At 43.6% G+C, this 24,986-nt stretch carries 20 protein-coding genes, 5 tRNA genes and 1 pseudogene; 15 read left to right on the top strand and 11 right to left on the bottom strand.

Features of this window, described 5'->3' with window-relative positions; genetic code table 11:
* Positions 1-6 precede the first annotated feature (6 nt).
* Positions 7-813 carry a PIN/TRAM domain-containing protein gene (locus tag LRM44_RS03020; protein WP_243803695.1) on the top strand — a complete coding sequence of 269 codons (807 nt, stop codon included), beginning with the start codon at positions 7-9 and terminating at the stop codon, positions 811-813.
* Between the two features lie 5 nt (positions 814-818).
* On the opposite strand, the gene LRM44_RS03015 is transcribed toward LRM44_RS03020, so the two are convergent.
* Positions 819-3,479 carry a transglycosylase domain-containing protein gene (locus tag LRM44_RS03015; RefSeq protein ID WP_243803694.1) on the bottom strand — a complete coding sequence of 887 codons (2,661 nt, stop codon included), beginning with the start codon at positions 3,477-3,479 and terminating at the stop codon, positions 819-821.
* 73 nt (positions 3,480-3,552) lie between these two features.
* Between LRM44_RS03015 and tyrS the strand changes: the two genes are divergently transcribed.
* From tyrS to LRM44_RS02985, 6 genes are all read left to right on the top strand, one after another.
* Positions 3,553-4,773, top strand: coding sequence for a tyrosine--tRNA ligase (gene tyrS, locus LRM44_RS03010; protein ID WP_243803693.1), 1,221 nt, complete (start codon positions 3,553-3,555; stop codon positions 4,771-4,773).
* Positions 4,773-5,528, top strand: coding sequence for an HAD-IIB family hydrolase (locus LRM44_RS03005; protein WP_178142960.1), 756 nt, complete (start codon positions 4,773-4,775; stop codon positions 5,526-5,528). Before tyrS ends, LRM44_RS03005 begins: the two co-directional genes overlap by 1 nt.
* The gene (gene recG / locus LRM44_RS03000) at positions 5,529-7,571 is read left to right on the top strand and encodes an ATP-dependent DNA helicase RecG (protein ID WP_243803692.1); all 2,043 of its coding nucleotides are present in this window, start codon (positions 5,529-5,531) and stop codon (positions 7,569-7,571) included.
* Between the two features lies 1 nt (position 7,572).
* On the top strand, positions 7,573-8,397 hold the full coding sequence (locus LRM44_RS02995; protein WP_243803691.1) for a phospholipase C/P1 nuclease family protein: 825 nt from the start codon (positions 7,573-7,575) through the stop codon (positions 8,395-8,397).
* Complete coding sequence (rsmD, locus tag LRM44_RS02990) at positions 8,387-8,935, top strand: 16S rRNA (guanine(966)-N(2))-methyltransferase RsmD (protein ID WP_243803690.1); 549 nt, start codon at positions 8,387-8,389, stop codon at positions 8,933-8,935. The genes LRM44_RS02995 and rsmD overlap by 11 nt, the downstream gene beginning before the upstream one ends.
* Before the next feature lie 487 nt (positions 8,936-9,422).
* On the top strand, positions 9,423-9,737 hold the full coding sequence (locus tag LRM44_RS02985) for a hypothetical protein (protein ID WP_243803689.1): 315 nt from the start codon (positions 9,423-9,425) through the stop codon (positions 9,735-9,737).
* On the opposite strand, the gene LRM44_RS02980 is transcribed toward LRM44_RS02985, so the two are convergent.
* From LRM44_RS02980 to LRM44_RS02970, 3 genes are read right to left on the bottom strand one after another with little or no spacing between them, the layout of a single operon-like run.
* The gene (locus LRM44_RS02980) at positions 9,734-11,326 is read right to left on the bottom strand and encodes an alpha-amylase family glycosyl hydrolase (RefSeq protein WP_243803688.1); all 1,593 of its coding nucleotides are present in this window, start codon (positions 11,324-11,326) and stop codon (positions 9,734-9,736) included. The two genes, LRM44_RS02985 and LRM44_RS02980, sit on opposite strands and share 4 nt — an antisense overlap.
* 45 nt (positions 11,327-11,371) lie before the next feature.
* Positions 11,372-11,848 carry a DUF4396 domain-containing protein gene (locus LRM44_RS02975; RefSeq protein ID WP_243803687.1) on the bottom strand — a complete coding sequence of 159 codons (477 nt, stop codon included), beginning with the start codon at positions 11,846-11,848 and terminating at the stop codon, positions 11,372-11,374.
* Positions 11,848-12,135, bottom strand: a complete 288-nt coding sequence (locus tag LRM44_RS02970) for a metal-sensitive transcriptional regulator (RefSeq protein WP_243803686.1) — start codon at positions 12,133-12,135, stop codon at positions 11,848-11,850. Before LRM44_RS02970 ends, LRM44_RS02975 begins: the two co-directional genes overlap by 1 nt.
* A gap of 1,075 nt (positions 12,136-13,210) precedes the next feature.
* On the opposite strand from LRM44_RS02970, the pseudogene LRM44_RS04205 reads away from it, so the two are divergent.
* Positions 13,211-14,338, top strand: a pseudogene (locus LRM44_RS04205) (recombinase family protein); the annotation flags it as partial.
* A 524-nt stretch (positions 14,339-14,862) separates the two neighbouring features.
* Here LRM44_RS04205 and LRM44_RS02965 read toward each other — a convergent pair.
* Positions 14,863-14,938, bottom strand: a tRNA-Gly gene (locus LRM44_RS02965).
* 49 nt (positions 14,939-14,987) lie between these two features.
* Positions 14,988-15,063, bottom strand: a tRNA-Phe gene (locus LRM44_RS02960).
* 67 nt (positions 15,064-15,130) lie between these two features.
* Between LRM44_RS02960 and LRM44_RS02955 the strand changes: the two genes are divergently transcribed.
* Positions 15,131-15,205 (top strand) — tRNA-Gly (locus LRM44_RS02955).
* Positions 15,206-15,260: 55 nt separating this feature from the next.
* Here the strand turns inward: LRM44_RS02955 and LRM44_RS02950 are convergent.
* Positions 15,261-16,007, bottom strand: a complete 747-nt coding sequence (locus LRM44_RS02950; RefSeq protein ID WP_243803685.1) for a slipin family protein — start codon at positions 16,005-16,007, stop codon at positions 15,261-15,263.
* A 91-nt stretch (positions 16,008-16,098) separates the two neighbouring features.
* Between LRM44_RS02950 and LRM44_RS02945 the strand changes: the two genes are divergently transcribed.
* From LRM44_RS02945 to LRM44_RS02935, 3 genes are all read left to right on the top strand, one after another.
* Positions 16,099-17,271 carry a replication-associated recombination protein A gene (locus tag LRM44_RS02945; protein ID WP_243803684.1) on the top strand — a complete coding sequence of 391 codons (1,173 nt, stop codon included), beginning with the start codon at positions 16,099-16,101 and terminating at the stop codon, positions 17,269-17,271.
* Positions 17,272-17,306: 35 nt separating this feature from the next.
* A complete protein-coding gene (locus LRM44_RS02940) occupies positions 17,307-17,876 on the top strand; it encodes a hypothetical protein (RefSeq protein ID WP_243803683.1) in 570 nt (189 codons plus the stop codon).
* 144 nt (positions 17,877-18,020) lie between these two features.
* Positions 18,021-18,509 carry a hypothetical protein gene (locus LRM44_RS02935; protein WP_243803682.1) on the top strand — a complete coding sequence of 163 codons (489 nt, stop codon included), beginning with the start codon at positions 18,021-18,023 and terminating at the stop codon, positions 18,507-18,509.
* 61 nt (positions 18,510-18,570) lie between these two features.
* Here LRM44_RS02935 and typA read toward each other — a convergent pair whose 3' ends face one another.
* The 3 genes from typA to LRM44_RS02920 form a co-directional block, all read right to left on the bottom strand.
* Entirely contained in the window at positions 18,571-20,394 is a 1,824-nt protein-coding gene (gene typA / locus LRM44_RS02930; RefSeq protein ID WP_445083033.1) for a translational GTPase TypA, read from the bottom strand.
* Between the two features lie 97 nt (positions 20,395-20,491).
* A complete protein-coding gene (locus tag LRM44_RS02925) occupies positions 20,492-21,013 on the bottom strand; it encodes a hypothetical protein (protein ID WP_243803680.1) in 522 nt (173 codons plus the stop codon).
* 19 nt (positions 21,014-21,032) lie between these two features.
* Positions 21,033-21,109: transfer RNA gene (locus LRM44_RS02920), tRNA-Val, on the bottom strand.
* 362 nt (positions 21,110-21,471) lie between these two features.
* On the opposite strand from LRM44_RS02920, the gene LRM44_RS02915 reads away from it, so the two are divergent.
* Together LRM44_RS02915 and LRM44_RS02910 are read left to right on the top strand one after the other, a co-directional pair.
* Positions 21,472-22,020: a non-canonical purine NTP pyrophosphatase gene (locus tag LRM44_RS02915; protein WP_243803679.1), complete on the top strand. Its 549-nt coding sequence runs from the start codon at positions 21,472-21,474 to the stop codon at positions 22,018-22,020.
* A gap of 618 nt (positions 22,021-22,638) precedes the next feature.
* The gene (locus tag LRM44_RS02910) at positions 22,639-23,064 is read left to right on the top strand and encodes a hypothetical protein (protein ID WP_243803678.1); all 426 of its coding nucleotides are present in this window, start codon (positions 22,639-22,641) and stop codon (positions 23,062-23,064) included.
* A gap of 120 nt (positions 23,065-23,184) precedes the next feature.
* On the opposite strand, the gene LRM44_RS02905 is transcribed toward LRM44_RS02910, so the two are convergent.
* Positions 23,185-23,269, bottom strand: a tRNA-Leu gene (locus LRM44_RS02905).
* 84 nt (positions 23,270-23,353) lie between these two features.
* Between LRM44_RS02905 and LRM44_RS02900 the strand changes: the two genes are divergently transcribed.
* On the top strand, positions 23,354-24,964 hold the full coding sequence (locus tag LRM44_RS02900; protein ID WP_243803677.1) for an FAD-binding oxidoreductase: 1,611 nt from the start codon (positions 23,354-23,356) through the stop codon (positions 24,962-24,964).
* The last annotated feature ends 22 nt before the right edge of the window (positions 24,965-24,986 follow it).

Genomic DNA, 24,986 nt, shown 5'->3' with positions numbered 1-24,986 from the left:
GAAAAAATGAAAGATTTTTACGGATTGATAATAATTACGATGTTGCTTGGCTTGGCGGCTGAGGTTTATCTCTTGGCGAAACCGCGACGAAATTCGTCAGTGGGCGCGGCACCGATTTTGGTCGACACATCAGTACTCATGGACGGGCGAGTGACTGAGCTAGCGAAGACTGGATTTTTGCTAGGTAAAATTATTGTGCCAAGGAGCGTATTGACAGAATTGCAATTATTAGCCGACGGCGCAGACCATGACAAGCGGGAAAGGGCGCGATTCGGCATGGATGTCGTGAAGGAACTTAAGGATATTTTGAAGTCTTCATTCGAGCTTTACGATGACAATATTCGTGTGCCGGAGGGCGTGGATTCTCGATTGCTAAAATTGGCGAAGGAGATGGACGCGGCAGTGTTGACGCTTGATTACAACTTGAATAAGGTGGCGCAAGTTGACGGCGTTAAGGTTTTGAATATCAATGAGCTGGCGAAAAGTTTGAGGATGAGTTATTTGCCTGGTGACGAGCTGGATTTGGAACTGTCGCAGAAGGGGCAAGATTCTCATCAGGCAGTTGGCTATTTGAAAGATGGAACGATGGTGGTTGTCGAGAATGCCAAGCGCTACATTGGGCAAACGAAGAAAATTGAGATTATCCGAAGTTTGCAGACCGACGCTGGAAAAATGATGTTTGCGAAGCTTGTGGTTGAACAGAAAAAACCTGTAAAGCAGAAGACCAGCGTTCCTAAAAAGCGCACAAATGGTCGCTCAAAAACATCAGCTCAACACGAGGCTGAGCTGATTAATTTGGTGAATAAACAATAGTTTATTTAGTGAACTTGAATGCTGCCAGTTGAAGTGGCGGTGTAATATGCAGAGTCTCTTACGGTTACAGAAACCGTGTGCGCTCCTGTCGTATCAAGCTCTACTGTGGCGGTCTGCTTGCCGCTTGAAGTAATTTCTGAACTCTTAATACTCTTTCCATCCACGGTAATTTCGATTGCCGATAAGCCCCAAGTTCCTGCTGTAACATCAACGCTTATCGTATATTTCTTACCGCTATTGGTATATGATATTGCTCCAATTTGCGGTTTAGTGTCGTCGCACTTGTGAACGTCATCTTCTGCGTTTGCGTCGTAGCCTGAAGGAACGGTAATTGATTCTTTCTTAGTCAAAGGATCGATAATCTTTGTCACTTCAATTTCTTCCTTTGCGCCGTCTGGAGTACAATTCGTGGCCTTTTTCTTAGAAACTTTATCGAAGGTGATTTTCTCTGTAGATTGACTTTGTCTCTTATTCCACCATGACGGGTAGAGTTCACCGTTGACAGTCTGAATTCCGCTTGGTCGCTCATACCATTGACCTGACTTCCATTTGCCTTCCTTGGCGTAAACTTGGGTGTGGGCAAATTCCATAACGCTTCTAATTACTGGCATGCCGTAGTTGGAAGCTGATGTACCAATCACGCTGGTGTCGGAGTTTCCGAGCCACATTCCCATAACTAGAGCTGGGCTGTAATTAACAATCCAAAGGTCTTTTGGCTGTGAACCCTTGTCGGATGTACCAGTCTTTGCAGAGGTTCGAACGCCATTGACACCCATCCAGCCGTGAAGTCCAGGGGTTCGGTCGGACAAGATGTCGTTCACAATGTATGCTGATTGCGAGTCGATAACTTGCTTGCCTTCATCTTTCCATTTTTTCAGAGTTTCACCTTGGCTGTTCTTTACCTCGATAACACTTGAAATATCTTTTTGGACTCCCATTCGCGCCAATGTTGAGTAAGCGTTCACCAATTCTGTTTGTTTGGTTCCACATGCACCAATTGCTGCACCGAGTCCGTAACCACCGGCATTTTCTTCCTGACGGCAATAGTTAGGATCGCCCATCCTGCGGATTCCCTCGACGACAGGCTTAGCGGATCCGTCGCCAACGATGTAAGCGGCTTTAATGGCTGGGACGTTTCGGGATAGAGCTAGCGCTCTTCGGATATTGATAGCGCCCATAAACTTATTGTCCCAGTTTCTTAGAGTTGCGCCGTACAGTTTATCAATGTTCTCATCAGCTAAGACGGTGCCGCTACCGTATGCTTGCTTACTGTCGTGTTTGTCGAACAATTGGGCAAAGACAAGCGACTTAATCGTGGAGCCTGGCTGGATATAGGAAACTGCGGCGTTGTCCTGACCGAAGCCAGTGTAATTAAAGTCGCGACTACCAACAAGTGCTACGATTTGTCCAGTCTGAACGTCTTCGACCGTTGCGGCGCCGTTACTAATTCGCACAGAATCTGGTCGACCTGTTGCAAAGAACGATTTCATTTCATTTTCAAGTTTCTCCTGAATTCGCCAGTCGAGGGTGGTTTTAATCGTCAATCCACCGCGTCCAACGACTGATTCGCCAAGCTCTTTACTCAACTGATTGCGAACCATCAACAGGAAGTGAGGAGCCTTAATATTCTCCAAGTGTTCAGTCTGCGGCTTAAGTGTGCTTAAAATGTCAATCTTTTTAGCTTTTTCAGCCTCATCCTTGGTAATAACGCCTTGCTCGGCCATGTAATCCAGAACTGTATGTTGTCGGGCAATTAAAGCCTTATTTCCAGCGGTGTTATATGGATTGTAGTAAGTCGGATTCTGTGGAATACCAGCAATTAGCGCCGCTTCTGCCAGTGTCAGATCCTTGGCGTGCTTGCCAAAGTATGTTTGAGCGGCAGACTCTGCACCGTTACGACGACCGCCGTACGGAGATTCATTCAGGTATAACGACAGGATTTGATCCTTGCTATACATGCGCTCGACTTCAATTGCGAGGATGATTTCCTTGATCTTTCGAGGAATACCGCTAATTGATCGGTCGCCAGCCTCATCTGCGAAGAAAACTTGCTTGACTAGCTGCTGCGTCAGAGTCGATCCGCCCTGAACTTGGCGTCGTGAAGCAGTCGAGAGCATTGCGCGCAACATACCGCTAATACTGATGCCGTGGTGATTATAGAAGTTTCGGTCCTCAATTGCGACAGTGGCTTTTTTCAAATAGTCGCTAATCTGGTCAGACTCGACAACCAATTGATAATTGCCTGTACCTTTATCCTCCCAAAGCAAATTGTCATTGCGATCGTAATATTTAGTGACAGTCGTTTGAACGCGCTTAGCAAGCTCGCCAGGGCGAATTTTATCTAGGTCTTTACGGAAATAGGCGAACATTCCGCCGATAAGTAGCAACATCAACAAAATACTGACGCCAAGAATTTTCAGCGCCATCAGTCCGCCGCGCTTGGAGAACCAATATTTCGCTAGTCGCTTCGGATGTAACCGATAAAAGAATCGCTTTACGGGATGTTTCGGCAAAGTCGCCAAATATTCCGCTCGTTCACGCGCGTCTTTATCTTTTTTAGTCTTATGTTTCTGCGCCAAATTGGCATATAAGTTCATCCGTTTCGACGGAGATTTCTTATCGCTTGAGCCGTGTCCGGCGGTGCTTATCGTAGTCTTTTTCTTCACAATTCTATTATATCACGCATATGTTTCGCTTCAATTGTAAAATTGCTATACTAATATATAGAAAAGGAGTGATATGAAATTATCAGAAGAATTACAATGGCGTGGATTCTGGAATCAGACCACATTTACTGACGACAAACTTATCGATTCGGAGAATTTCACGCTCTATTTGGGGACGGATCCTTCGGCGGACAGCTTGCATGTTGGGCATTTGGCGGTTTATATGATGGTTCGGCATTTTTTGGAGCGCGGACATAAAGTGTTTTTGCTCGTTGGCGGCGGCACGGGAATGATTGGCGATATGCGCGACACGGAAGAGCGAAACTTGCTTTCGTACGAGGAAATTGAGCATAACAAGCAAGCCTTAAAATCCCAAGTTTCGCGAATTTTTGCTGGACGAGATTTTACTTTGGTTGACAATGCTGATTGGCTGGCTGATCTGGAATTACTGCCGTTTCTTCGCGATATCGGTAAAAATTTCAATATGGCGGATTTGGTGAGCCGCGAATTTTTCAAGGCGCGCATTAACAACGGCAAAGGTTTGAGTTTTGCGGAGTTCACTTACACTTTACTTCAGGGCTATGATTTTTGGCATCTATTTAATCAATATGGCGTGAATATGCAAATTGGTGGATCGGATCAATGGGGCAATTTATTATCTGGCGTGGATTTGATTCGTAAAAAAGAAAACACCGAAGTCTACGCAATGACTGCACCTTTGCTTATCAATAAGTCGACTGGTCGTAAATTCGGTAAATCTGAAGGTGGCGCGGTTTGGCTTGATGAAAATAAAACCAGCGTCTATAAATTCTATCAATTCTGGCTGAATGTCGATGATGAGAGCGCGATTGAATATATGAAGATATTTACGATGTTGGACCGCGATACCATTGAAGCTATTGCTGAAAATCACGCTGTTAATCCAGGTGCGCGTTCGGCTCAGAAGATTTTGGCTCGTGAAATTACTGACATTGTTCACGGTAGCGCGCGTCGTGAATCTGTTGAGCGTGTGAACGAAGTTTTGTTTGGTGGCGGCGATTTTAAGAAATTGTCGGATGATGATTTGAGCGCTCTAGCTGAAGAGATTCCTTGCGTTGATGCTGGAGTTGATATAATTGAAGCGCTAGTAAAATCTGGGGCGGTTGGCTCTAACGGCGAAGCAAAGCGATTGTTAAAATCTGGAGCTATTAGTCTAAACGGAGAAAAACTTGCCGAAAACAAAGTCGTCAATGACACGTCGCTGCTGAAGAAGGGCAAAAACACGTTCGTATTAATTATGGAAGGGGATGAATAATGAAAAAAATTATCGGTTTTGATTTGGATGACACATTGGCAATTACAAAGTCGCCAATTAGCGACCGTATGGCTGGAATTCTTAGTCGATTACTTGAGAATTATGACGTTTGCGTGATTACTGGCGGCACGTTTCAGCAGATAAAGAAGCAGGTGATTGATAGGTTGAACGTTACTCCGGAGTTGCTTCAGAAGTTCCACGCGATGCCGACTTGTGGTACTCGATATTATCGATTTGACGCCGCCGATGATGAATGGAAAATTCAGTATGCGAACGATTTGTCCGACGAGCAAAAAACTCAGATAACTGCGGCGTTGGAAGAAGTTGCGAAGGAAATGGGCATTTGGTGCGAAAATCCTGCGGGTGAAATAATTGAAGATCGACATAGCCAGATTACTATGTCGGCTTTGGGTCAACAGGCTACACCTGAAGATAAATATGCGTGGGCTGAAAAATATAAGGATGTCCGTCCGATATATCGCGACAAGGTGGCGGAGAAGCTGCCTGGGCTTGAGGTGCGAATTGGTGGTACAACCAGCACTGACATTACACTTCCAGGAATTGATAAGGCTTATGGAATTGGCAGGTTGCTTGAACTGAATGGCTGGTCGAAAGAAGAAACGCTGTTCTTTGGTGACAAAATTGAAGAAGGCGGTAATGATTTTCCAGTGAAGCAAATGGGTGTAGATTCAATCGGCGTGAGAGGCTGGGAAGATACGGCTTACGCTCTGGAGGGCATCAACGCCGTTTCGTAGATGAAATTAACAACTCCTCTCGAGCAAATTAAAGGCGTCGGACCGAAAACTGCTCAGGCTCTAGCGGCGGCTGGCCTTAAAACGATTTCTGACGCTTTGGATTTTTTGCCACGAGCGTATGACGACTATTCAACCGCGGTTAATATCGCAGATCTTCAGCCGGGAAAAGTTACGGTTAAGGCGCGCTGCGAGTCGGTTTCGACGCGTATTGTTCGGCGCGGACTTAGAATCACGACCGCGGTTTTGGCGGATAAATCAGGCAAAGTTAAGGCGGTTTGGTTCAATCAGCCGTACCGCGAAACGCAATTAAAATCTGATGCAGAATTTATTTTTTCTGGTCAATTTGGTATGCAATATAATCGCTATCAAATCAACAATCCGTCCGTCGAGTTAGCAAAAGAAGTTGCCAAAGCATCGATAGAAAACGCATCTGGAATTCAGCCGGTTTATAAATCGATAAAAAATATACGCCCAAAAACCGTGCAAGATTTGATGAAAAATATTCGTCCAATTATGGATTTTTTGCCCGAGACTTTGCCGGAAAACATTATTCAGCGCCAAAAATTAGTCAGTCGATCTGAGGCGGTTAAATTTCTTCACGCGCCAAAAACTCACGAGGAAATTTCCCGCGGTCGTGAGCGTCTGGCGTTTGAGGAGTTGTTTGAGATGATATTGGCGGCACAATTTAATAAGCAAGAACAAACCAGATTAACAGGTTGGAAAATTCCGTTCAATAAGTCGGTCGTGAAGAATTTCGTCGACCAATTGCCGTTTTCTTTGACGAACGCTCAGCGCCGAGCTGCGTGGCAAATTCTGCAAGATCTGGAGTCTGACCATCCGATGAATCGGTTATTGCAAGGAGATGTTGGCTCGGGAAAAACTGTCGTTGCGGGATTGGTGGCTGTGGAAGCGGCGAAGGCTGGTTTTCAGACGGCAATTATGGCGCCGACGGAGATTTTAGCGCAGCAACACGCGAAAACACTTGACGAGTTATTGTCACCATTTGGCGTGTCGGTTGCGCTTCTGACGGGCCACGTGAAAGGTGTGGCGCGCAGTCAATTGTTGGACAATTTGGCTAGCGGTAATATTGATGTTGTGGTCGGCACACATGCGCTAATTCAGGAAAAGGTTGCGTATCATAAATTGGGATTTGCGGTGATCGACGAACAGCACCGATTTGGTGTGAAGCAGCGGCAAGCTTTGTTAGAAAAGTCTGATTTTATGCCACATCTTTTAAGTATGACCGCCACGCCGATTCCGCGCAGTCTGGCGCTGACATTGTACGGAGAATTGGATATTTCTATTCTGGACGAGTTGCCCTCTGGTCGTCAGCCGATTCAGACTAAGATTTGGTCGCCAGCATCAGCTCCGAAGCTTTACGAATCGATTGAAAATGAGCTAGCCAAAGGTCGCCAAGCTTACGTTATTTGTCCGTTGATTGACGATAATCCAGATAATGATAAAAAATCGGTGGAGGCGGAATATAATAAATTGTCCAAGACTGTTTTCAGCCATCGTCGAGTCGGGTTGTTGCACGGAAAACTTCCTGCCGAAGAAAAAGCTGAAGTGATGCAGAAATTTGCGGACGGCGAGCTGGATATGCTAGTCAGTACGACTGTGGTTGAAGTTGGTGTGAATGTGCCGAATGCGACAGTGATGTTGATTGAGAATGCGGACAATTTTGGATTGAGTCAATTGCATCAATTGCGCGGGCGAGTTGGGCGCGGGAAACATCAGGGTTTTTGTCATTTGATGATGAGCGGCCACGATAAGCCGAGCCAACGACTTCGGGAGATTGAGAGATCTCAGGATGGATTTTATCTGGCGGAGGTTGATTTGAAATTGCGTGGACCTGGTGAGATTTACGGTAGAATGCAACACGGGGATTTGAACTTGAAAATTGCCTCGCTGGCGGATATGGCACTAATTGCTCGCGCTCAAGTCGAAGCTGAACGCTTTGTCAAAGAGGGGCAAGATTTGCTACAATATAATCATCTGGCGCATGCCGTCAGTCGCTATCAGCGATTAACTGTTTTAAATTAATATGTACGCAGGAACAACAATTAGGGATGGCTCTGGTCGATTTATTGGCGTCCACCAAAAAATAGATCGAGTCGCAAGGAGAAATATAAAACCAATTCTTCCGGATTGGTGTGATTTTCCTGACATTAAAAACATTCTTCATTTTGAGGGCAAGAATGGTCCTGATGGCGTCAAGCGAAAAAGCCCGGCTGTGGACGAACCGTGGCATTTTATAAATCCGGACGATCCAAATGACACTGCACTTTTGGAGATGATTGACGGACATATTGGCAATTTAGCCCGAGCACTGCGGACAAATAATTCCGAGCGAGCAGCGTTTGAGGCGGCTTGGATGGCGCACGCAATTACCGACGGTTTGACTCCGGCTCATCATTTTCCTCTGGAACAAGCTATGGCGGAACTTCGCGGCGGCGAAGGATTGGAAACGCGAACCTCAATTTTGAAGAAAAATTTTATGAAGGGTGAAAATGGAATTGAGTTGATTAAGAACAACTGGAAATTCTGGGGCGCTAAAGGTATGATGACAACTCACGTGGCGTTTGAGGCTGGCGTGGCTAGCGTGGTGGCATATCCGCGTTTTAAGGACGCAATTCCAAGTGACGATGAGATATTGCAAGTGAAAAATCACGGCTATCGTGAGTATTATTTGGACCAAGTTCACGCCGTAGCATCGATGAAAATGTATGACAATTTTATCAAGAGCGGCTGGACGACGGATCTTGCTTGGCAGACAAATCACGAGCTAATGCCGATTATTATAAAGTCGGTGATGTTGGGCTGGCTGGCGTCTATTTGGAAACTTGAGGCAGAAAAAAGTGAGAGTTAGGATTATCTCTGGCGAATTTGGCGGACGATTTATAAAAACTCCGCCCGGCTCAACGACGCATCCTATGGGTGAACGAGTGCGCTCGGCTATGTTCAATTCTTTGGGTGAATCAATACGCGGCGCGCGAGTTTTGGATGCTTTTGCGGGATCTGGTGCTGTTGGGCTAGAGGCGTTAAGTCGCGGCGCAGAGTCGGCGGTTTTCGTGGAGCGAGATCGAGTCGCTCAGCGAGTAATTGCTGAAAACATAAGCATTTTGGGCGTCGAAGAAAAATCTATTGTAATAAAAACAACGATAGTAAATTGGTTGGAAAGTGCGAGTTCAACAGGGGAGTTCGATATTATTTTTGCCGATCCGCCGTACCACAATCCACAGTTTTCCACAGTTTCCAAGTTAATGAGGCTACTCAAACCGGGTGGATTTATGATATTATCACATCCAGGAATAGGTGAGGTGCCGGTTCAAGACAAAACTGTTGTGGTGGACAGTCGTAGTTATGGGGAGGCGCACCTCACCAAGTTCCTACGATTGGAAAATTAAATTCTTATAAGTCGTTCTGATGTTTGTCAGGACGATTTTTGTTGTATAGCAAAACCCGCTGGAAGTAGAGAGCCAGCGGGTTTTTCCGTTTGAAGAGGTTGGCAATCTGAAATTGATGACCTCTTGTAGACAGAACAACTACACTGACTGCATTGAAAGATATAGCTCAATCCGACTCAATAGCGAGAATTATAGGAGTGACGGAGATTAGCTAAAACAATCAAAGCAAATATGTCAGAAAGTGATCTTTAACAATTAGGACATCAATAAACTATTAGCGGCTGTGTCGGTGGGTGCGTCTCGTGAGTATCTATAAATTTAAGAAAAGCCGCCACCCACTAACTCAGTCGCTAAGCGAACAATAGTTTAATTGAGTAGAGCGAAGGGTTCTGTTGTTTGATAGTGTTGTGAAGTTAACTCTACCGCTACATCTAGTGGTGTCGTATAATAGTCTATAGACAAAGTAAAAAGAGGAGGAATGTAGAAAATGCTGTACGATGGTCATGTTAATTGTGGGGCAGATATTCTGAGTGAAGATACTTCTGACGAATCGGATAAATATAAATATTACGAGGAAATTGCAAATAATGAAGATTTGCAAAGAAGTGCCGGCAGCGAAGAGCTAGGGGGTGATACGATAGAATCTAGCCAAAACAGTGATGATTGCTATCTAGACTTAGAAGCTCTCACCGAGGCTGCTAATGACAAGGAAATTAAAGAGAATATGGCTAGGTTGGCGACTGAATGCGCGGGTCTCTATCCCATAGAGGAGTGCGATACTGAAGATGGAACGTTGTTCTAGTTGAGTGTGGCAATAAGTAAAACTCCGCAATATCCTGGAATTGCCATTTGGAGATTTTCTACGGTAATTAAATTGACAGAGTGAGTCGAGGTGATAATATTGGCGTTTTCTGGAATGGAAAAGCTTTGTTCTGCGTCCGCGAAATTGATGAAAATATAAGCACGTTGACCGGATAACTCTCTTTTTAACCCGAGAATAAATCCGTTGCCAGTATTTTGCACGATGCTCAGATTGCCATTCTTAAGAATTAGGAAGGTTTGGCGTAATTTTAGTAGCTTTCGGTGTATATTAAGCAGGGAATCGTTTGCGATTTTTTCGCTATCAACGTTAATCTTCGTGTGATTTTCATTAACAGGAAGCCAAGGTTTTGCACTTGAAAAGCCTGCAAATTGCGAATCATTCCATTGCATTGGCGTGCGCTCCAAATCTCGACTATCAACAACAGAATTGGCGGGACTAAAATTATCTTGAATGTCATCAGCGGTCAATTCTCCGTTTGTCATGCCAATTTCGTCGCCGTAATACACTACGCTAATTCCTGGAGTTAGGAGATTTAAGAAGCTGATGGCGCGGGCGCGTTCTTCGCCCAATCTGGAGGCGACTCGCGGCTGGTCATGATTTCCGATGCAAAAAAATGGCGTGGTTGAGCTTGCTGATTGCAAATAATTTTCGATTTTTTTCTCAATATTTTTAGCGTGCCATTCGTTATCGCGATATTCCATGAAAAACGCCGAGGCTTTCGGGTGAACTGTCAGTATTTGGCCGTATTGATGATAAATATCGCCCAGCTTATCATCAGGGTAGAATTCAAACACCATTTGCTTGTCGTCATATTCATCGCAGACTGACGCTAATTCTTGCAAATATTCCTGAAAATGCGGTCCCATTTTACAGTGGTCGTGAATAAACGCTCCGTAATCGTTTGGATTGCCATAAAAATCAGGATTTGGAGAATCGTCTTTAAAGTCAGGGTCTTTGGAAATTCCCCAAATTGCATCGACGCGCATTCCGTCGATGCCCATATCAAACCAAAATCGCACTATGTTTTTCATTTCAGCACGCACTTCAGGATTGTCCCAATTCAGATCTGGCTGTGTTTTCAAGAACGAATGCAGGTAAAATTGTCCAGTGTGCTCGTCAAATTCCCACGAACTGCCGCCAGATAGACTTCGCCAATTGTTAGTCTCGCTATTATTTTTTCCATCACGCCAAACATAGTAATCACGCTTGGGGTTATCACGCGAAGATCTGGATTCTTGAAACCACGGATGTTGGTCTGAAGTGTGGCAGGGAACGAGGTCGATCATAACTTTAATGTCGAGATCGTGAGCTTTTTTAAGTAGCGCTTGGAAGTCTTCCATTTGACCAAAAGTAGGATCAATTGCTCGATAATTTGCGATATCATAGCCAAAGTCGGTCAGCGGCGATACAAAGAACGGGGAAATCCAAATCGAATCGACGCCCAGCCATGATAAATAATCCAGCTTCTCGGTAATGCCATTCAAATCGCCAATTCCATCGCCATTCGTATCTAGAAAACTGCGCGGATAAATTTGATAAAGAGAGGCGACATCTTGCCAAGTTTTCATGATTTAAGTATAAGCGAGATAACAGGGAAAATCAAAACAAATAAATTACATGTGATGATAATGATGAGTCAATGCGTGACCTTTGCCTCGGCGTAACAAATATAGATTGACGGGATATGATACGGCAAACGCGGCGAACATACAAATTAGCCGGCTAACCCAATAAATCGGATGAGTTAAGTTCTTATCCATGGCGCCCGGAATAATCAGCATGATTATGTTGTCTACGATAGTCATTGACAGTATGGATAGTGTATCAGCGGCGAAAACTAACTTTAAGGATTTTATGAGCGATAATTTGGCGCGTACTAACGGTATGATTGATGCGGTGTAGCCGGAGATGAAAGCTAAGACTGACGCTAAAATAACCGTGGTATGTGGTGCAAATCCAGCGTGTGTGCCGATGGTAACGCCAACCATCTCACCAATCATACACCCCGCCAGACAGTGTAAACTTGCCGCTAGCGCCATACGTTTGATTGAATTTTTTGTATTGCAATGATTAGGAGATTCGTGATTCATTATTTTGTCCTTATATTATTTAATTCATATAGATTGAGTAATTCTTCTATCGCTTTACTTTGTTGAGCTTTGTCACCGGACGCCATCTTATCGGCAATGTGTGTGCGGAGATGTCGCTCCAGAATAAGTTTATTAAGCGACGCTAATGACTTTTGTATTGCTAGACTTTGGGTCAAAACGTCCATACAATAAGCGTCGTCGGTGATTTGTTTCTCGAGTCCGCGCATTTGTCCTAATATAATCTTTGTGCGATGCAGGGCTCGCAGTTTGATGTCTGCTGTATTCATAAAATAATCATATACCCCCTGGGGGTATTATGTCAAATGTAATTAGCTATCTAAGGATTAACATACGAAAAAACCACCCGTTTGGATGGCTAAATATCTAATTGGTGCGGAATTACAGAACCTACTCAAACTTTTTGAATACATTATGGATTACCCTGGTCCAGCTCCAGCAATAAAAAGACGTACAGCGCAGCATAAACAAACGCTATCGATTATTTATTAGTAGCAATCTGTTGTGATATTAGAAAATAATTTACAGGGGGCTGTCGCTCTTTAATACGTAGAATTGTCATTCCGCTATGTAAATGGTAAATTTTTGGGTGCAAAGTTGCCAATACTTTTTTTAAGCGTGCCAATAATGATTAGGGCTAATTGAGTAGTATGGAATTGTAAAGAAACCAACGCCAACCAGGCATAGTAAGATGTGTTTTATAATACTATGTCCCTTTTGCTCTCGTACATAGTTAAAATTTTCTTGTTTTGTGTTTCCTGATGATTGTTGATGGTTGTTCATAATACCTCCATTATTTAATTATTAAAAAAGGACAGCCACTGCTGGCTGTCTAGACCCACAACGAGAAGTTTTATCCCTATTGCTTTTAGCAAATGGCTGCCCATTTTCGGGATAAAATGAGCCCTGTTGTGAATCTAGACATTATCTATTATAGCATTTTGATGTAAAATTTGAATTTCTGATATAATAGGTAATGTAATTAATAAAATAACCGCATTCTAGTGTGGCTACATAGCGGAGACGGACCGCGTAAAAAACGGGTAGCACATTTACACATTAGAATAAGCATACGAGAACAGCTCGGTAAAAATGGGGCTTTTAGCGGACTAACTGAAGTAACTGCTTCAAGGAGTCTCGTATGTCCCCTTCATCTAACCGAAAAGTTTTCATCGATGACAGTATATTAAAGTTGCTTAATGTATTGTTTAAATATAGCGACAAGCACAATGAAAAAATAAACACCACATCAAATAGACAACGCTACATAATCAATAGAGGAGTAAAAATCCTTTTATAGTTCCCTATAGCCTAAATTAGCTCTAACTATAGGTAGGGGCTATAATGGGAATTATGCAGAATAATAACGATTCTATAAGTGTAAAGTTACTATTAGATAAACTTACGGGCGGTGGTCCTGAAAGCAGTGAGGATTCGCTTAAGCCCGTACGCTATGGGCTGTACGCCCGTAAGTCTACTACAAGCGAAGATAGACAGGCTTCATCAATAGAAGACCAGATAAAGGAGTGTGTAGATAAGGTTATTACACCAAACGGCTTAAATGTCAAAAAGATATACAAGGAAAGCTTTTCTGCTAAAATTGCAGATATACGTGATGAATTTAATAAACTTATAGATGATATTGAAAACGGAAGGGTAGACGGCTTGATAGCTTGGCATCCTGACCGCCTATCACGAAATATGAAAGAGGCGGGTGTTATTATTGACCTGGTGGATAGGGGCTTAATTAAGGACCTAAGATTTGCAACATTTACATTTGAAAATAATCCAGCGGGTAAAATGCTGCTCGGCATTACATTTGTGATGGCTAAACAATATTCTGAACATCTCTCCGAATCGGTGGACCGTGGCAATAAAAGAGCTATAGAAGACGCTGAGTTTATCGGTAAGTTCAAGCACGGTTACATATTAGATTCAAATCGCTTTTTCCAACCTGACCCGAAGAATTTTACAAAGGTTAAACATATATTTGAATTAGCTCTAGACGGTAAATCCCAGAAAGACATTAGAGAATGGATTAATAGACAAAATTATACTGTTCAAAAGCGTGCAGGAGGTCCTTACCAAAATCATAATTGGTCCAAAGATGATATTTCAAAGACTCTTAAAGACCCCTTTTATGCTGGTATTTTAAAATGGGGCAAGCATTACAAAAATTTATTAGAAGAGTATGATTTTCAGAGTACGATTACTGTTAATGAATATCTAAAAATAAATAAGATTGATAGCTTAGATTCCTCTAAAGTTTATGCTATCAACAAGCCAAAAGGTGGTGAAATATTTGCGAATTTATTTCGGGGTGGAGTCGTTTGTGGGGCTTGCAATGAGCCCATGACTTCAATGGTTACAAATAAGCGGAATAAGGTAACGGGCGAAAAATACGATTATAGATATTACTATAAGTGTGAAAACGGACACTGTAATTTCAACGGAAAATCGATTCGCGCAAAAAGTATTATTGATACGGCTGAGGCATTTTTTAATAGTTATTTATTCATTAATAAAAGTAATTATTTGGTAATAAAAGAAAGTGCTGAAAAATCTATAAGATGCAAAGGGGCTAATCTTGCTAGCGAGATAGCTAGCTTAAAACGAAAAATAGCACTTAAAAAGCAACATTATGAACAGACAAAGGCTCTCATACTAGAGAATCCAGAGCTAAAGGGCTATTACAATCTTGGCGAACTTCTTGATGAACAAAAGGAATTAGAACGACGTTATGAGATGGTGGTTAATCAAAAACGCTTACTAAAGGATTCGCTGATTACATTTGATGAATATCTCAAACTTTTTGAATCCCTCCCTGTTATTTTTGAAAAACTTGATGATATGAATGAGTTGAACCAACTACTAAAAATATTCTTCTCTAACTTCATAATTGAACCCATTAAAAAAGACACTTTTAAGGGGTCAAAAGTATCCTATAAACTAAATGAACCCTGGAAAGGGTTCATTGAATCAAATGATTTCGTTTGTGGTGCGGGTAAGGAGACTCTAACTCCTGGCCTCTTCCATGGCAAGGAAGCGCTCTAACAACTGAGCTATACCCGCATATTGTTCACGATTTATTGTAGCAAAGTCGTGAATGAAATGCAATATTTGGTGGCTCCTCCCAGACTTGAACTGGGGACACAAGGCTCTTCAGGCCTCTGCTCTACCAACTGAGCTAAAGAGCCACAAACTTGCTATTTAATTGTACTAAAGTTGTCGCTATCTGGCAAGGGTGTTATAATTTTATCGAGCGCGGGTGTCGTATAGCGGCTATTATGTGACCTTCCCAAGGTTGAGATGGGAGTTCGACTCTCCCCATCCGCACCAGGAATTATAAAAGCACTCTGTAAAATTGCAGAGTGCTTATTTATTGATAAATGTTCTATTTTTTGCCACCACGAATTGCGTCGATGAGTTCGATAGGGAATAGCATCATCGTCTTTTGGCTTGGCTCCGTGGAGATTCGCTCTAAGGTATTCAATGTTCGCAGATTGATAGCTCCTTGAGTCTTTGCTAGGATTTCTGCGGCTTGAGCTAATGTCTCGGCTGCGGCTTTTTCACCGTCAGCGTTGATGATATTGGCGCGGCGCTCGCGCTCTGCTTCGGCTTGTTTGGCCATGGCGCGCTTCATATCGCCAGGAAGTTCGATATTCTGAATCTTAACGTTCTCGACATCGATACCCCACTTGTCAGTTTCGGCATCAACGATTTCCTTGATTTGCTGGGAAATCTCTTCGCGCTTGGCAAGCAAATCGTCCATATCAACGTTACCGGTGACGTCACGCAGTGCCGCTTGGGCAAATTGACTAGTCGCGTAAATATAGTTCGTGGTTTCCAGTACGGCTTTTGGCGCATTGATAACTCGGAAATAAACCACCGCATCAACGCCGACCGTGACGTTATCCTTGGTGATAACTTCTTGTTTTGGAACGTCAATTGGAGTTGAGCGAATATCGACCAACATCATCGTCTGCAATCCTGGAATGACGACTCTTAATCCTGGTTCGCGAACGCCAGTAAATTTACCGAGCGTTAAAACCACGCCGCGCTGATATTGATTGACGATTTTAATGCCGCTTAGTACATAAAGACCGATAAACGACAAGATTATTACTACAAATGCTTCCATTTTTCCTCCTATTTATATAGAATTTTGTGCGAGGAAAGTGTAAACGGCGTACGGCTTTTTGGCTTTATGGATTTCGCGATATAATGGGAGTATGAGTGATAGTAGGCAGCCGCTGGCTGAACAGATGAGACCGCAGACGCTGGATGAGGTAATAGGGCAGAGTCATTTGCTTGGCGAGGGCGAGTTATTGAGGCGAATCGTTAAGAATGGCGAGCCGGTCAGTTTGATATTGTGGGGTCCGCCGGGAACTGGAAAAACGACGTTGGCGCGGATTATTGCGCGCGAGGTGAAGGCGGAGTTCATTGAATTATCGGCAGTTACAAGCGGAAAAAAGGACGTTGAACAGGTAATTGAACACGCTCGTCAAAATTGGAATTTAGGACTTAGAACAATTCTATTCGTTGACGAAATTCATCGCTTCAATAAGGCACAACAAGACGCGTTTTTGCCGCACGTTGAGAGTGGACTAATTACTTTGATTGGTGCGACGACCGAGAATCCGAGCTTTGAAGTCATCACGCCGCTACTGTCGCGTTCACGAGTTTTAGTTCTTCAGCGATTGACAAAAGACGAAATTATATTGGTATTAAAAAGAGCGCTGAAAGTTCTGAAAAATTCCAAGCAAGTTTCATCCAAAGCCCTGGACTATTTGGCGGAATTATCGGACGGCGACGCAAGAGTGGCGCTGGGCAATTTGGAATTGGCGCTGAGTTTTAATGAAAAAGTAACGCCGGAAGTGGTTAAGGCGGCAGCTCAGAAGCGGCTTCCGGGCTATGATAAAAAAGGCGATTCGCATTACGACGTAATTTCCGCTTTTATCAAGTCGCTAAGAGGCAGTGACGCGACGGCTGCGACGTATTATTTGGCGCGGATGATTGACGCGGGCGAGGATCCGAAGTTTATTGCTCGGCGAATGGTGATTTTTGCATCGGAAGATATTGGGCTGGCGGGCAATGGTGCGCTGAGCTTGGCAATTGCAACATTTGAGGCTGTCGAGCGCGTCGGTCTTCCGGAGGTCAAGTATAATTTGTTCCATTGCGCTATTGCGTTGGCTCGCAGTCAGAAGTCGCGTGAAATTACTGATTTAATGCACGGCGCTTTTGAATTGGCACGTAAATATCCGAATTCTCCCGTGCCGTTACATCTCAGGAATGCTTCGACAAAATTGATGAAAGATTTGGGCTATAACAAGGGTTATAAGTGGCAAGCTGGTTTTAAGCACGACAAAGGATTTTTACCAGAGGAAATTAAGGATGTGGTATAATTAGCATATCAATATTCTTAAAAGGAGAAGTTAATATGTCAAAACAAGAACCTCAGCAGCCGCAATATGCGCCACAGCCTGATCCAAACGCGCAATACGGTCCTGCACCACAACCGCAGAACACGCCGTATGAGCAGCAACCAGTCAGTCAGCAATATTTTGCACAACCTCAAGCAGCGCCAGTGCAATATGTCGTGATGGCGGAATCCTTGAAGGGCGTTAAGGGCTGGTTAATGTTCTTTGTGGTTTGTTTCGTTATCGGCAGCCTTGTCAATACAGCAGTGTTTTTCCAGGCAATAATGAATCTTAGCCAGCCAGAGAACGTCATTTCTTTGATATTTTCACCTGTACTAGTAGTCTTGGCTATTTGTGCAGTTGTGTTTATAGTAATGCAGAAGCGTCTTGGCAAGTGGTTAGCCGTTGCTACGATCGCCACGGCTGGATTGGGTAATGTTGCGAATGCGGTAGTTATATATGCATCCGGAAGGTCGGAAGTAGACGCCCCAGCATTTATTACTGCAATCGTTACAATGCTAATAGTGGAAGGATTGGTAATCTTGTACTTCTTTGCTTCTCGCCGAGTCAAAGAAACTCTTGTCAATTAATCGATTCTTACATTAAAAATAGCCGCTCCATTACGGGGCGGTTATTTTTTACGACTGACGCGACGGCCGCTTTGTAGCGTATTAAAGTGGCTTTTGTGATAGGATAGAATTATCTGTTTAGATTTATATAAAAGGAGAGATAATATGCAAAATCAAGACCAGCAGCAGCCATCATATTCGCAACAGTCGGCTGATCGGCAATTTAAGCCATCGGGAGAGTCTTATGTTGGAATTAAGGATTGGCTGAGGACGTTTGTTGTCTTATTTGCCCTGCAGGCGGCATCTGATATATATTCATTATTTTCGTTATTTGCCAATTCAATTGGGGTACGGGAAGTTATTGGCATTATTTTGTATATTATTTCGGGTGCAATGGCGGCATCTGCCGCAGTTCTAATTTTAATGCGTAAAAAGATTGGTAAACAGGTGGCTATCGCTAATATTGTGGTTGGAACGGTTGCGTATGTGGTATATATGATTGTTGTTGGTATTGCTACCAACGCAGAGGTTAAGGACGCGGGATTTGTTGTTACGTGGTTTGGGGGAATTACCTTATTGGCAGTCTTGGTGGACATAGCATGTATATTGTATTTCTTGAAGTCTCGCCGAGTCAAAGAAACTCTTGTCAATTAGCTGATTCTCACATGAAAAATAGCCGCCTCATTACGGGGCGGTTATTTTGTGGTTTACACGACTATTGTTTCGCGGCGCGTTTTCGTTCGTTTGCGTCCAGATATCGCTTGCGAAGTCGTAACGACTTTGGTGTAACCTCCAAAAGTTCATCGTCTTCGATAAAGTCGATACATTGCTCCAAACTAAATTGCGTAAATGGCGTTAATTGCACAGTTCCGTCCGACGATTTGGAACGCATGTTGGTCAAATGCTTGGCTTTACATACGTTGATTTCGATGTCTTCTTGGCGATTGTAGATTCCGACAATCATTCCAGCATAAACTTCCGTACCCGGTCCGACCAATAATTCACCGCGCGCCTCCGCCGCTTGCAAAGCGTAAGGTGTTGTCGTGCCAGCCTCAAACGCGATCAAAACTCCATTGCGGGTTTTTGGCAATTTTCCGCCAAGCGGTTGATATCCGTGAGGCAGGGAATTCATAATAATCGTACCTCTGGTGGCGGTCAATAAAATGTTGCGCAGACCAATCAGCGCCCTCGTCGGCAAAATGTAAGTCAAACGAGCAGCACCAGCGGTGGTCGTTTCTTGAGATTTCATTTCGGCATGTCGCGCACCAAGCTCTTGACTAATCGCACCGATAAATTCGCTTCCGACCTCAATTTGCAACTCTTCAATCGGTTCTTTTTCAACGCCGTCCTCGGTAATTGTAACAACTTGCGGTCGTCCAACTTCAAACTCAAAGCCTTCACGTCGCATGGTTTCAATCAAAACACTTAAGTGCAATTCGCCACGTCCAGAAATCGTAAAGCCAATTCCGTTTTCCTCGACTCGTAACGCGACATTGGTCTCAAGTTCTCGCTTCAATCGGTCGCCAATTTGCCTGGATGTCGTGAACTCGCTCTCGCGACCTTTCATTGGGCTGGTGTTCGGTCCGAGGTACATACTCAGAGTTGGAGCTTCGATGTCAATTGTCGGCAGCGCTTCAGGCTGTTCTTTGTCGGCAATCGTATCGCCAATATGCGCGTCAGCCACGCCAACCAGCGCCACAATGTCGCCAGCAAAAGCTTCGTCAAGTTCTTCGCGATTCAAGCCGCGATAGCCAAAAACTTTCTCAATTCGTGCTGAGCCCGCGACTTCGCCATTTTTCATCAAACTGACTTGCAAGCCACGCTTAACAGATCCGCGAGCAATTCGCCCAATCGCGTATTTTCCTTGGAACGTGTCATATTGTAAGCTGGTAACAAGCAATTGAAACGCGCCATCTTCCGTCACGTCTGGCGCTGGAATATCGTTGATAATCGCGTCAAAAATTGGCGTCAAATCCGCGTCTTCGTCGGTGTTTGCAGGAATTTCTTTCCATGATTTTCCGTCGCGTCCGATTGCGTAATAAATTGGATATTGCAATTGAGAATCGTCGGTCGCTAGCTCCAAAAACAGATCGCTCAACTCGTCTTCAACTTCGGCAATTCGCCTGGCTGGCTTGTCAATCTTATTGATAATCACAACAGGTTTCAGTCCCAGTTCAAGCGCCTTCGCTAATACGAATTTAGTCTGAGGCATCGGACCTTCCTGCGCGTCCACGATCAGCAGAACGCCGTCCGCCATGTTCAGTGTTCGCTCAACTTCGCCAGAGAAATCGGCGTGTCCTGGCGTGTCGATAATGTTTATCTTATAATCGCCGTAAAAAATTGACGTTTGTTTGGCGGTGATGGTGATGCCGCGCTCGTGTTCTTGATCGCCGGAATCCATAATCAATTCCTGGCTCATCTCGGCTTGGTTGTCGCGGAATGTTCGCGACTGCTTTAATAGCCCGTCGACCATGGTCGTTTTGCCGTGGTCGACGTGGGCAATAATGGCAATGTTTCGAATCTTGCTAGCGTCCTTCATAAAAATATGGTCTGATATTAGCACAGACCTTCCTCTTAATATGAAATTTTACCACGATAAGGGGAAAATAAAAAGAGTAAAAGTTGTGTTTAATGCTTTAGCATACTGTAATTTGCTGTTCGTCAAGCTGATCCTTGGAAAAATGCATTAATCTGGTTTTGCCGTCAGCACTATGTAAAATATCCAGATCAGCCATTACTATACCGAGAGCTTGCGTTGCCAATTTAACTTGCGTCGAGTCTACTCTTAATTCTTGATGGGCTAATCTCTTCGCTTTTTTATTCTTCGTACAGGCTATCAGTAGTTCGGGATAGTCCGGCATATCGTCTAGCTGAGGTATGTATATTCCGTAAGCAGGTTCTGTTCGGACGAAGTAATTTACAATCTTGCCTTGTCGATTTTTTATTCCCCAACGTTCACGTTCTGCTACTAAAGCTTTATTTCTTTCAAGGTGATCACAATATATATCTGTATGATGGTTCTCGGGAGATATTATTATATGCCCAGTCGGCTCCCCGTTTGTAGATAATTCTCGCGAGAATATAACTAGCCCAGACGGATGAGGTTCAGTCGCCATAGCTATGTCAAGATGAGTTGACGTAACGTAAAAAGATTCCATATTTATACCTAACGTGAAATGGTGGGAAATACAGGGCTCGAACCTGTGACCTCACGAATGTGAATCGTGCGCTCTAGCCAACTGAGCTAATTTCCCGTAATTACATCTGTCGTTTTATTTAACGAACTCGTGATGTGAGCTAATTATAGTTCAGGTTTCAAGTCCTGACAAGTTACGTCGAGTATATCCTATTTACTTTTTATACAAGTGTGATATAAGTGAAAGTAGCTTTTGTTGATGAGTTGAGCAAACAAGGAGACTATACGAACGGTGATAATAGGCGCAGAAAAGGTGCTTCCTGAGGGGCCAGAATATCCAGATATGAGTCTATTGTCCCTCGTTGCTGATACGATCATGGTCTGTTCCAATACTTACTCCTGTACTAGTGGTAATGAAGAATGTTTTTATGCAAGAGCTGCATGGCAAAGAAAAGAATAATTCAATAAAGGAGGGGCTTTATGAATATAACCTACGCCACAACCAATAAATATAAATTAGCTGGAGCAAACCAGGCATTATTGGGGGCGGGTCTAACACTCACAGCTCCCGACAGGGAGCTACCTGATGTACCGGAAATTCAATCAGATAGCCAAGAAGAAGTATCCATTGATAAAGCTCAAAAATACTACGAACTATTAAAGAGCCCACTGGTTGTTATGGACTCTGGGCTGTTTATCAAAAGCCTCAAAGGTTTTCCAGGGGTTTATACGAAGTACGCACTTGATACTATCGGCATAGAAAACATAGTAAAATTGCTTAAAGATGACAGAGGGGCATACACTCAGCGTACGGTTACGTATATAGATGGACTAGAAATCAAGACGTTTACGTACAAAGTGTATGGTGAATTACTCAGCGAACCACGCGGCGAGAATGGTCGTGACTACGATAAATATTTCAAAGTTGATGGCGCAAACAAGACGATAGCTGAGATGAGTGACGATGAAAAGACCGACATGATAGCTGTAGTATGGAAGGAATTAGCGCAGTGGTTGCAGCAAAAATAAGTTCAGCAGAGGCGAAACTGATCGACGCCATAAAAGATTATTTATCAGAGAAGGGTGAAGGCATATTGAATTAATAGCGTCTCGTATTGGCGCGGTTGCTATAAGGCGCAATCAAATATTTTGGTTTGGAGACAGACGCAGAACTTGAAATTATTAACAAGACTACAAGTGCAAGCTCAAAAGCCGCTTTTCGAAAGGGGGCGGAAAGTGGTTTTTGTCTGTGGCAGGAATTAAAAAAATGTGAACCAAAAAATTGCCCAAGAAGGCGAGGATTTGGATTTTTACTCTGAAATGGTGAGAAATACAGGGCTCGAACCTGTGACCTCACGAATGTGAATCGTGCGCTCTAGCCAACTGAGCTAATTATAGTTCAGGTTTTAAGTTCTGACAAGCTACGCTGAGCATATTCTATTGACTTTTTTACACAAGTATGGTATAAATGAAAGTAGCTTTTGTTGACAGATTGAGTAAATCCTTGTCCGAAAGTGAACTTTGACAGGCAATCGAACACAAGATGAGTTTTTATTTCTTTTTAACCCGCCATAAGAGAACTAAGATCTCATCTTGTGTTGTTAAGAGAACAACACTTCGCTGCAACCCTGCAGTACGAGAACGTAGATGAGAGACAGAGAAAGGGTACAGAAAATGCAACCTCAGGAGTATACAGAGACCTTGTCTACTATGGTAGGAATTGTCAAGGACGCCTGGAAAGAGCTGAGTGATCTTGCAATGAAGCCCTGTCGTTGGACGGGCGATCATGAGGTTACACGTATAAAAGTCATATTTCTTGCCGCATCGATTGACACCCTACTGTACGACTTCACGAATTTCATAGCAGATTGTGAGAAGGTTTTGCCTCAAGGCTATCCTTTCTCAAGAGCAAAAGAAGTCGTCTTCGACGGTACTGTTACCATCGGTCTCACACTTAAGGAGCTGAAAGGTTACCTTATTATGTCTGATAAAGAGACCAAGCTCATGGAGAAGATCAACGACGCACTGTTCAACACAATCCTTGCTGGCCAAGAGCTCCCCACGGAGGTATGATTAGCTGCATGGCAGGTGATTGTTCTTTTACGATTGCCTGTCATGTAGACTCTGAATTTATGATATTAAAAATCACCCAACTCCAGGGTGATTTTCTTTATAGTGAAAAATTTCAGTTCTTGGTGCGGATGAAAGGACTTGAACCTTCACGCCGTGAGGCACATGCTCCTAAGGCATGCGTGTCTACCAATTCCACCACATCCGCATAACCTGATTATATCAAAACAAATTCTACTTATCAACTGTCCGCGCTTATGCTAAAATTGAAGTAACATACTAAGGAGGATTGATGAATAAAGTTGCGAAATATTTGAATGAACATCTTAGTGGCGAAGTCGCGTCGCAGGATTTTGCATTGAGTCAAGTTGAAGTTGATAACGGACTTTTGGCGCGCCGACCAGAAATGATTGTTCGTGCGGCTAATATGAACGACATCAGGAAAGTGATGCGATTTTGTTCTCAATTGGCAGAGAAAGGTCATGTTTTGCCTGTGTTTGTTCGTGGTTGTGGCAATGATGAAACTGGCGCGGCGACGAATAAAGGCATTGCAATTGACGAAAAAACGTATATGAATCGTGTGGTTGGTATTGATCCTCGCCAGCAACTGATTCATGCTCAAGCGGGAATTTCTCTTTCGGCAATCAACGCAACTTTGTCTACACATAAAGGTTTGGGCTTGCCGCGAACTTCATACGTGGCGGAAGAAGGCACAATTGGTGGCGCAATTAACACAGCTCCGTCTGGAATATTATCTGGCGCGCATGGCCGTTTTGCTGATGCGATTCAGCAGCTTGAGATTGTCCTAAGTAACGGCGACGTGATTCAGACTGGTCGCATATCTCGACGCGAATTGAGTAAGAAAAAAGGTTTATCGACGTTTGAGGGCGAGATTTATCGAGAGATTGACAATTTAATCTCAGATAACGCCGAGCTAATTTCGCAAATGGATCCAGCTTTGCCGGATACGGTTGGTTATAGCGGGATTTCTCGAGTGAAGCAAAAAGACGGGTCGTTCGATTTGACGCCGTTGTTCATTGGCAGTCAGGGAAGTCTGGGTGTGATTTGCGAAGTTATTATGAAGGCGCAATTTATTCATCCGGAATATTCAGTTGTTGCCGCATCATATAAAAAATTGTCAGACGCGCAATCAGCCGTGGAATTGGCGATGAAAAATAAGGCGTCGGCAGTGGAAATAATCGATGGGCGATTCTTCCGTCAGGCGGCGGTCGTCGGTAAAGTGGTTGAGTGGGCGCCGAAAGAGTGCTTTAAGGGCGCGGTGGTCTTGGCTATCTTTGACGACTTTTCTGACAGAGCGCGCAATAAAGCTGCGAAGAAATTGACTAGAAAATTGGAATCATCAGAAGCGATTGACGTAAAAACTCTACATTTGGAAGAGCAGGATTTGTTTAGTTTGCACTCTGTTTTGGCTTTGGCGGAAACTCCGAGCGAGCCGCATATAATTACGCCGCGTGTTTTCTCTGGGATTTTAATGGCGCCAGAAAAGATTGACAGTTTCCTTAGTGAGTTGAAGTCGCTGGAATCTAAGTACGGCGTGGATTTGCCAGTTTTCGTTGATTTTTCAAGCGATTATATTTCTCTACATCCGACGTTTGATAGTAAAAAGGTGAGTGAACGCCAGAAGATTCTTCAGTTGTTGGCGGAAATTTCTCAGATTGTTAATAAGTACGAAGGTTCATTTGCAGGATTTGGTGGCGATGGAAGGTTGAAGGCTAACTTTATCTATAAAAATCTGCCAGATGATGAAAAACAATTATACGCGAAGGTGAAAAAAATCTTTGATCCAGCTGGAATTTTTAATCCAGGAATTAAAGCGGAGGCCCAGCCGAAGGAGTTGGCGGCGGAATTAAACGCGTGGTGTAAACTTCGTAATCAAGCTTGATACTGGGTGAGAATTGGGCTAT

It is taken from the genome of Candidatus Nanosynbacter sp. HMT-352 (assembly GCF_022819385.1).
GTDB lineage: Bacteria > Patescibacteriota > Saccharimonadia > Saccharimonadales > Saccharimonadaceae > Nanosynbacter.
The sequence above is the reverse complement of the archived record's forward strand: the minus strand, read 5'-3'. Positions and strand labels throughout refer to the sequence as shown.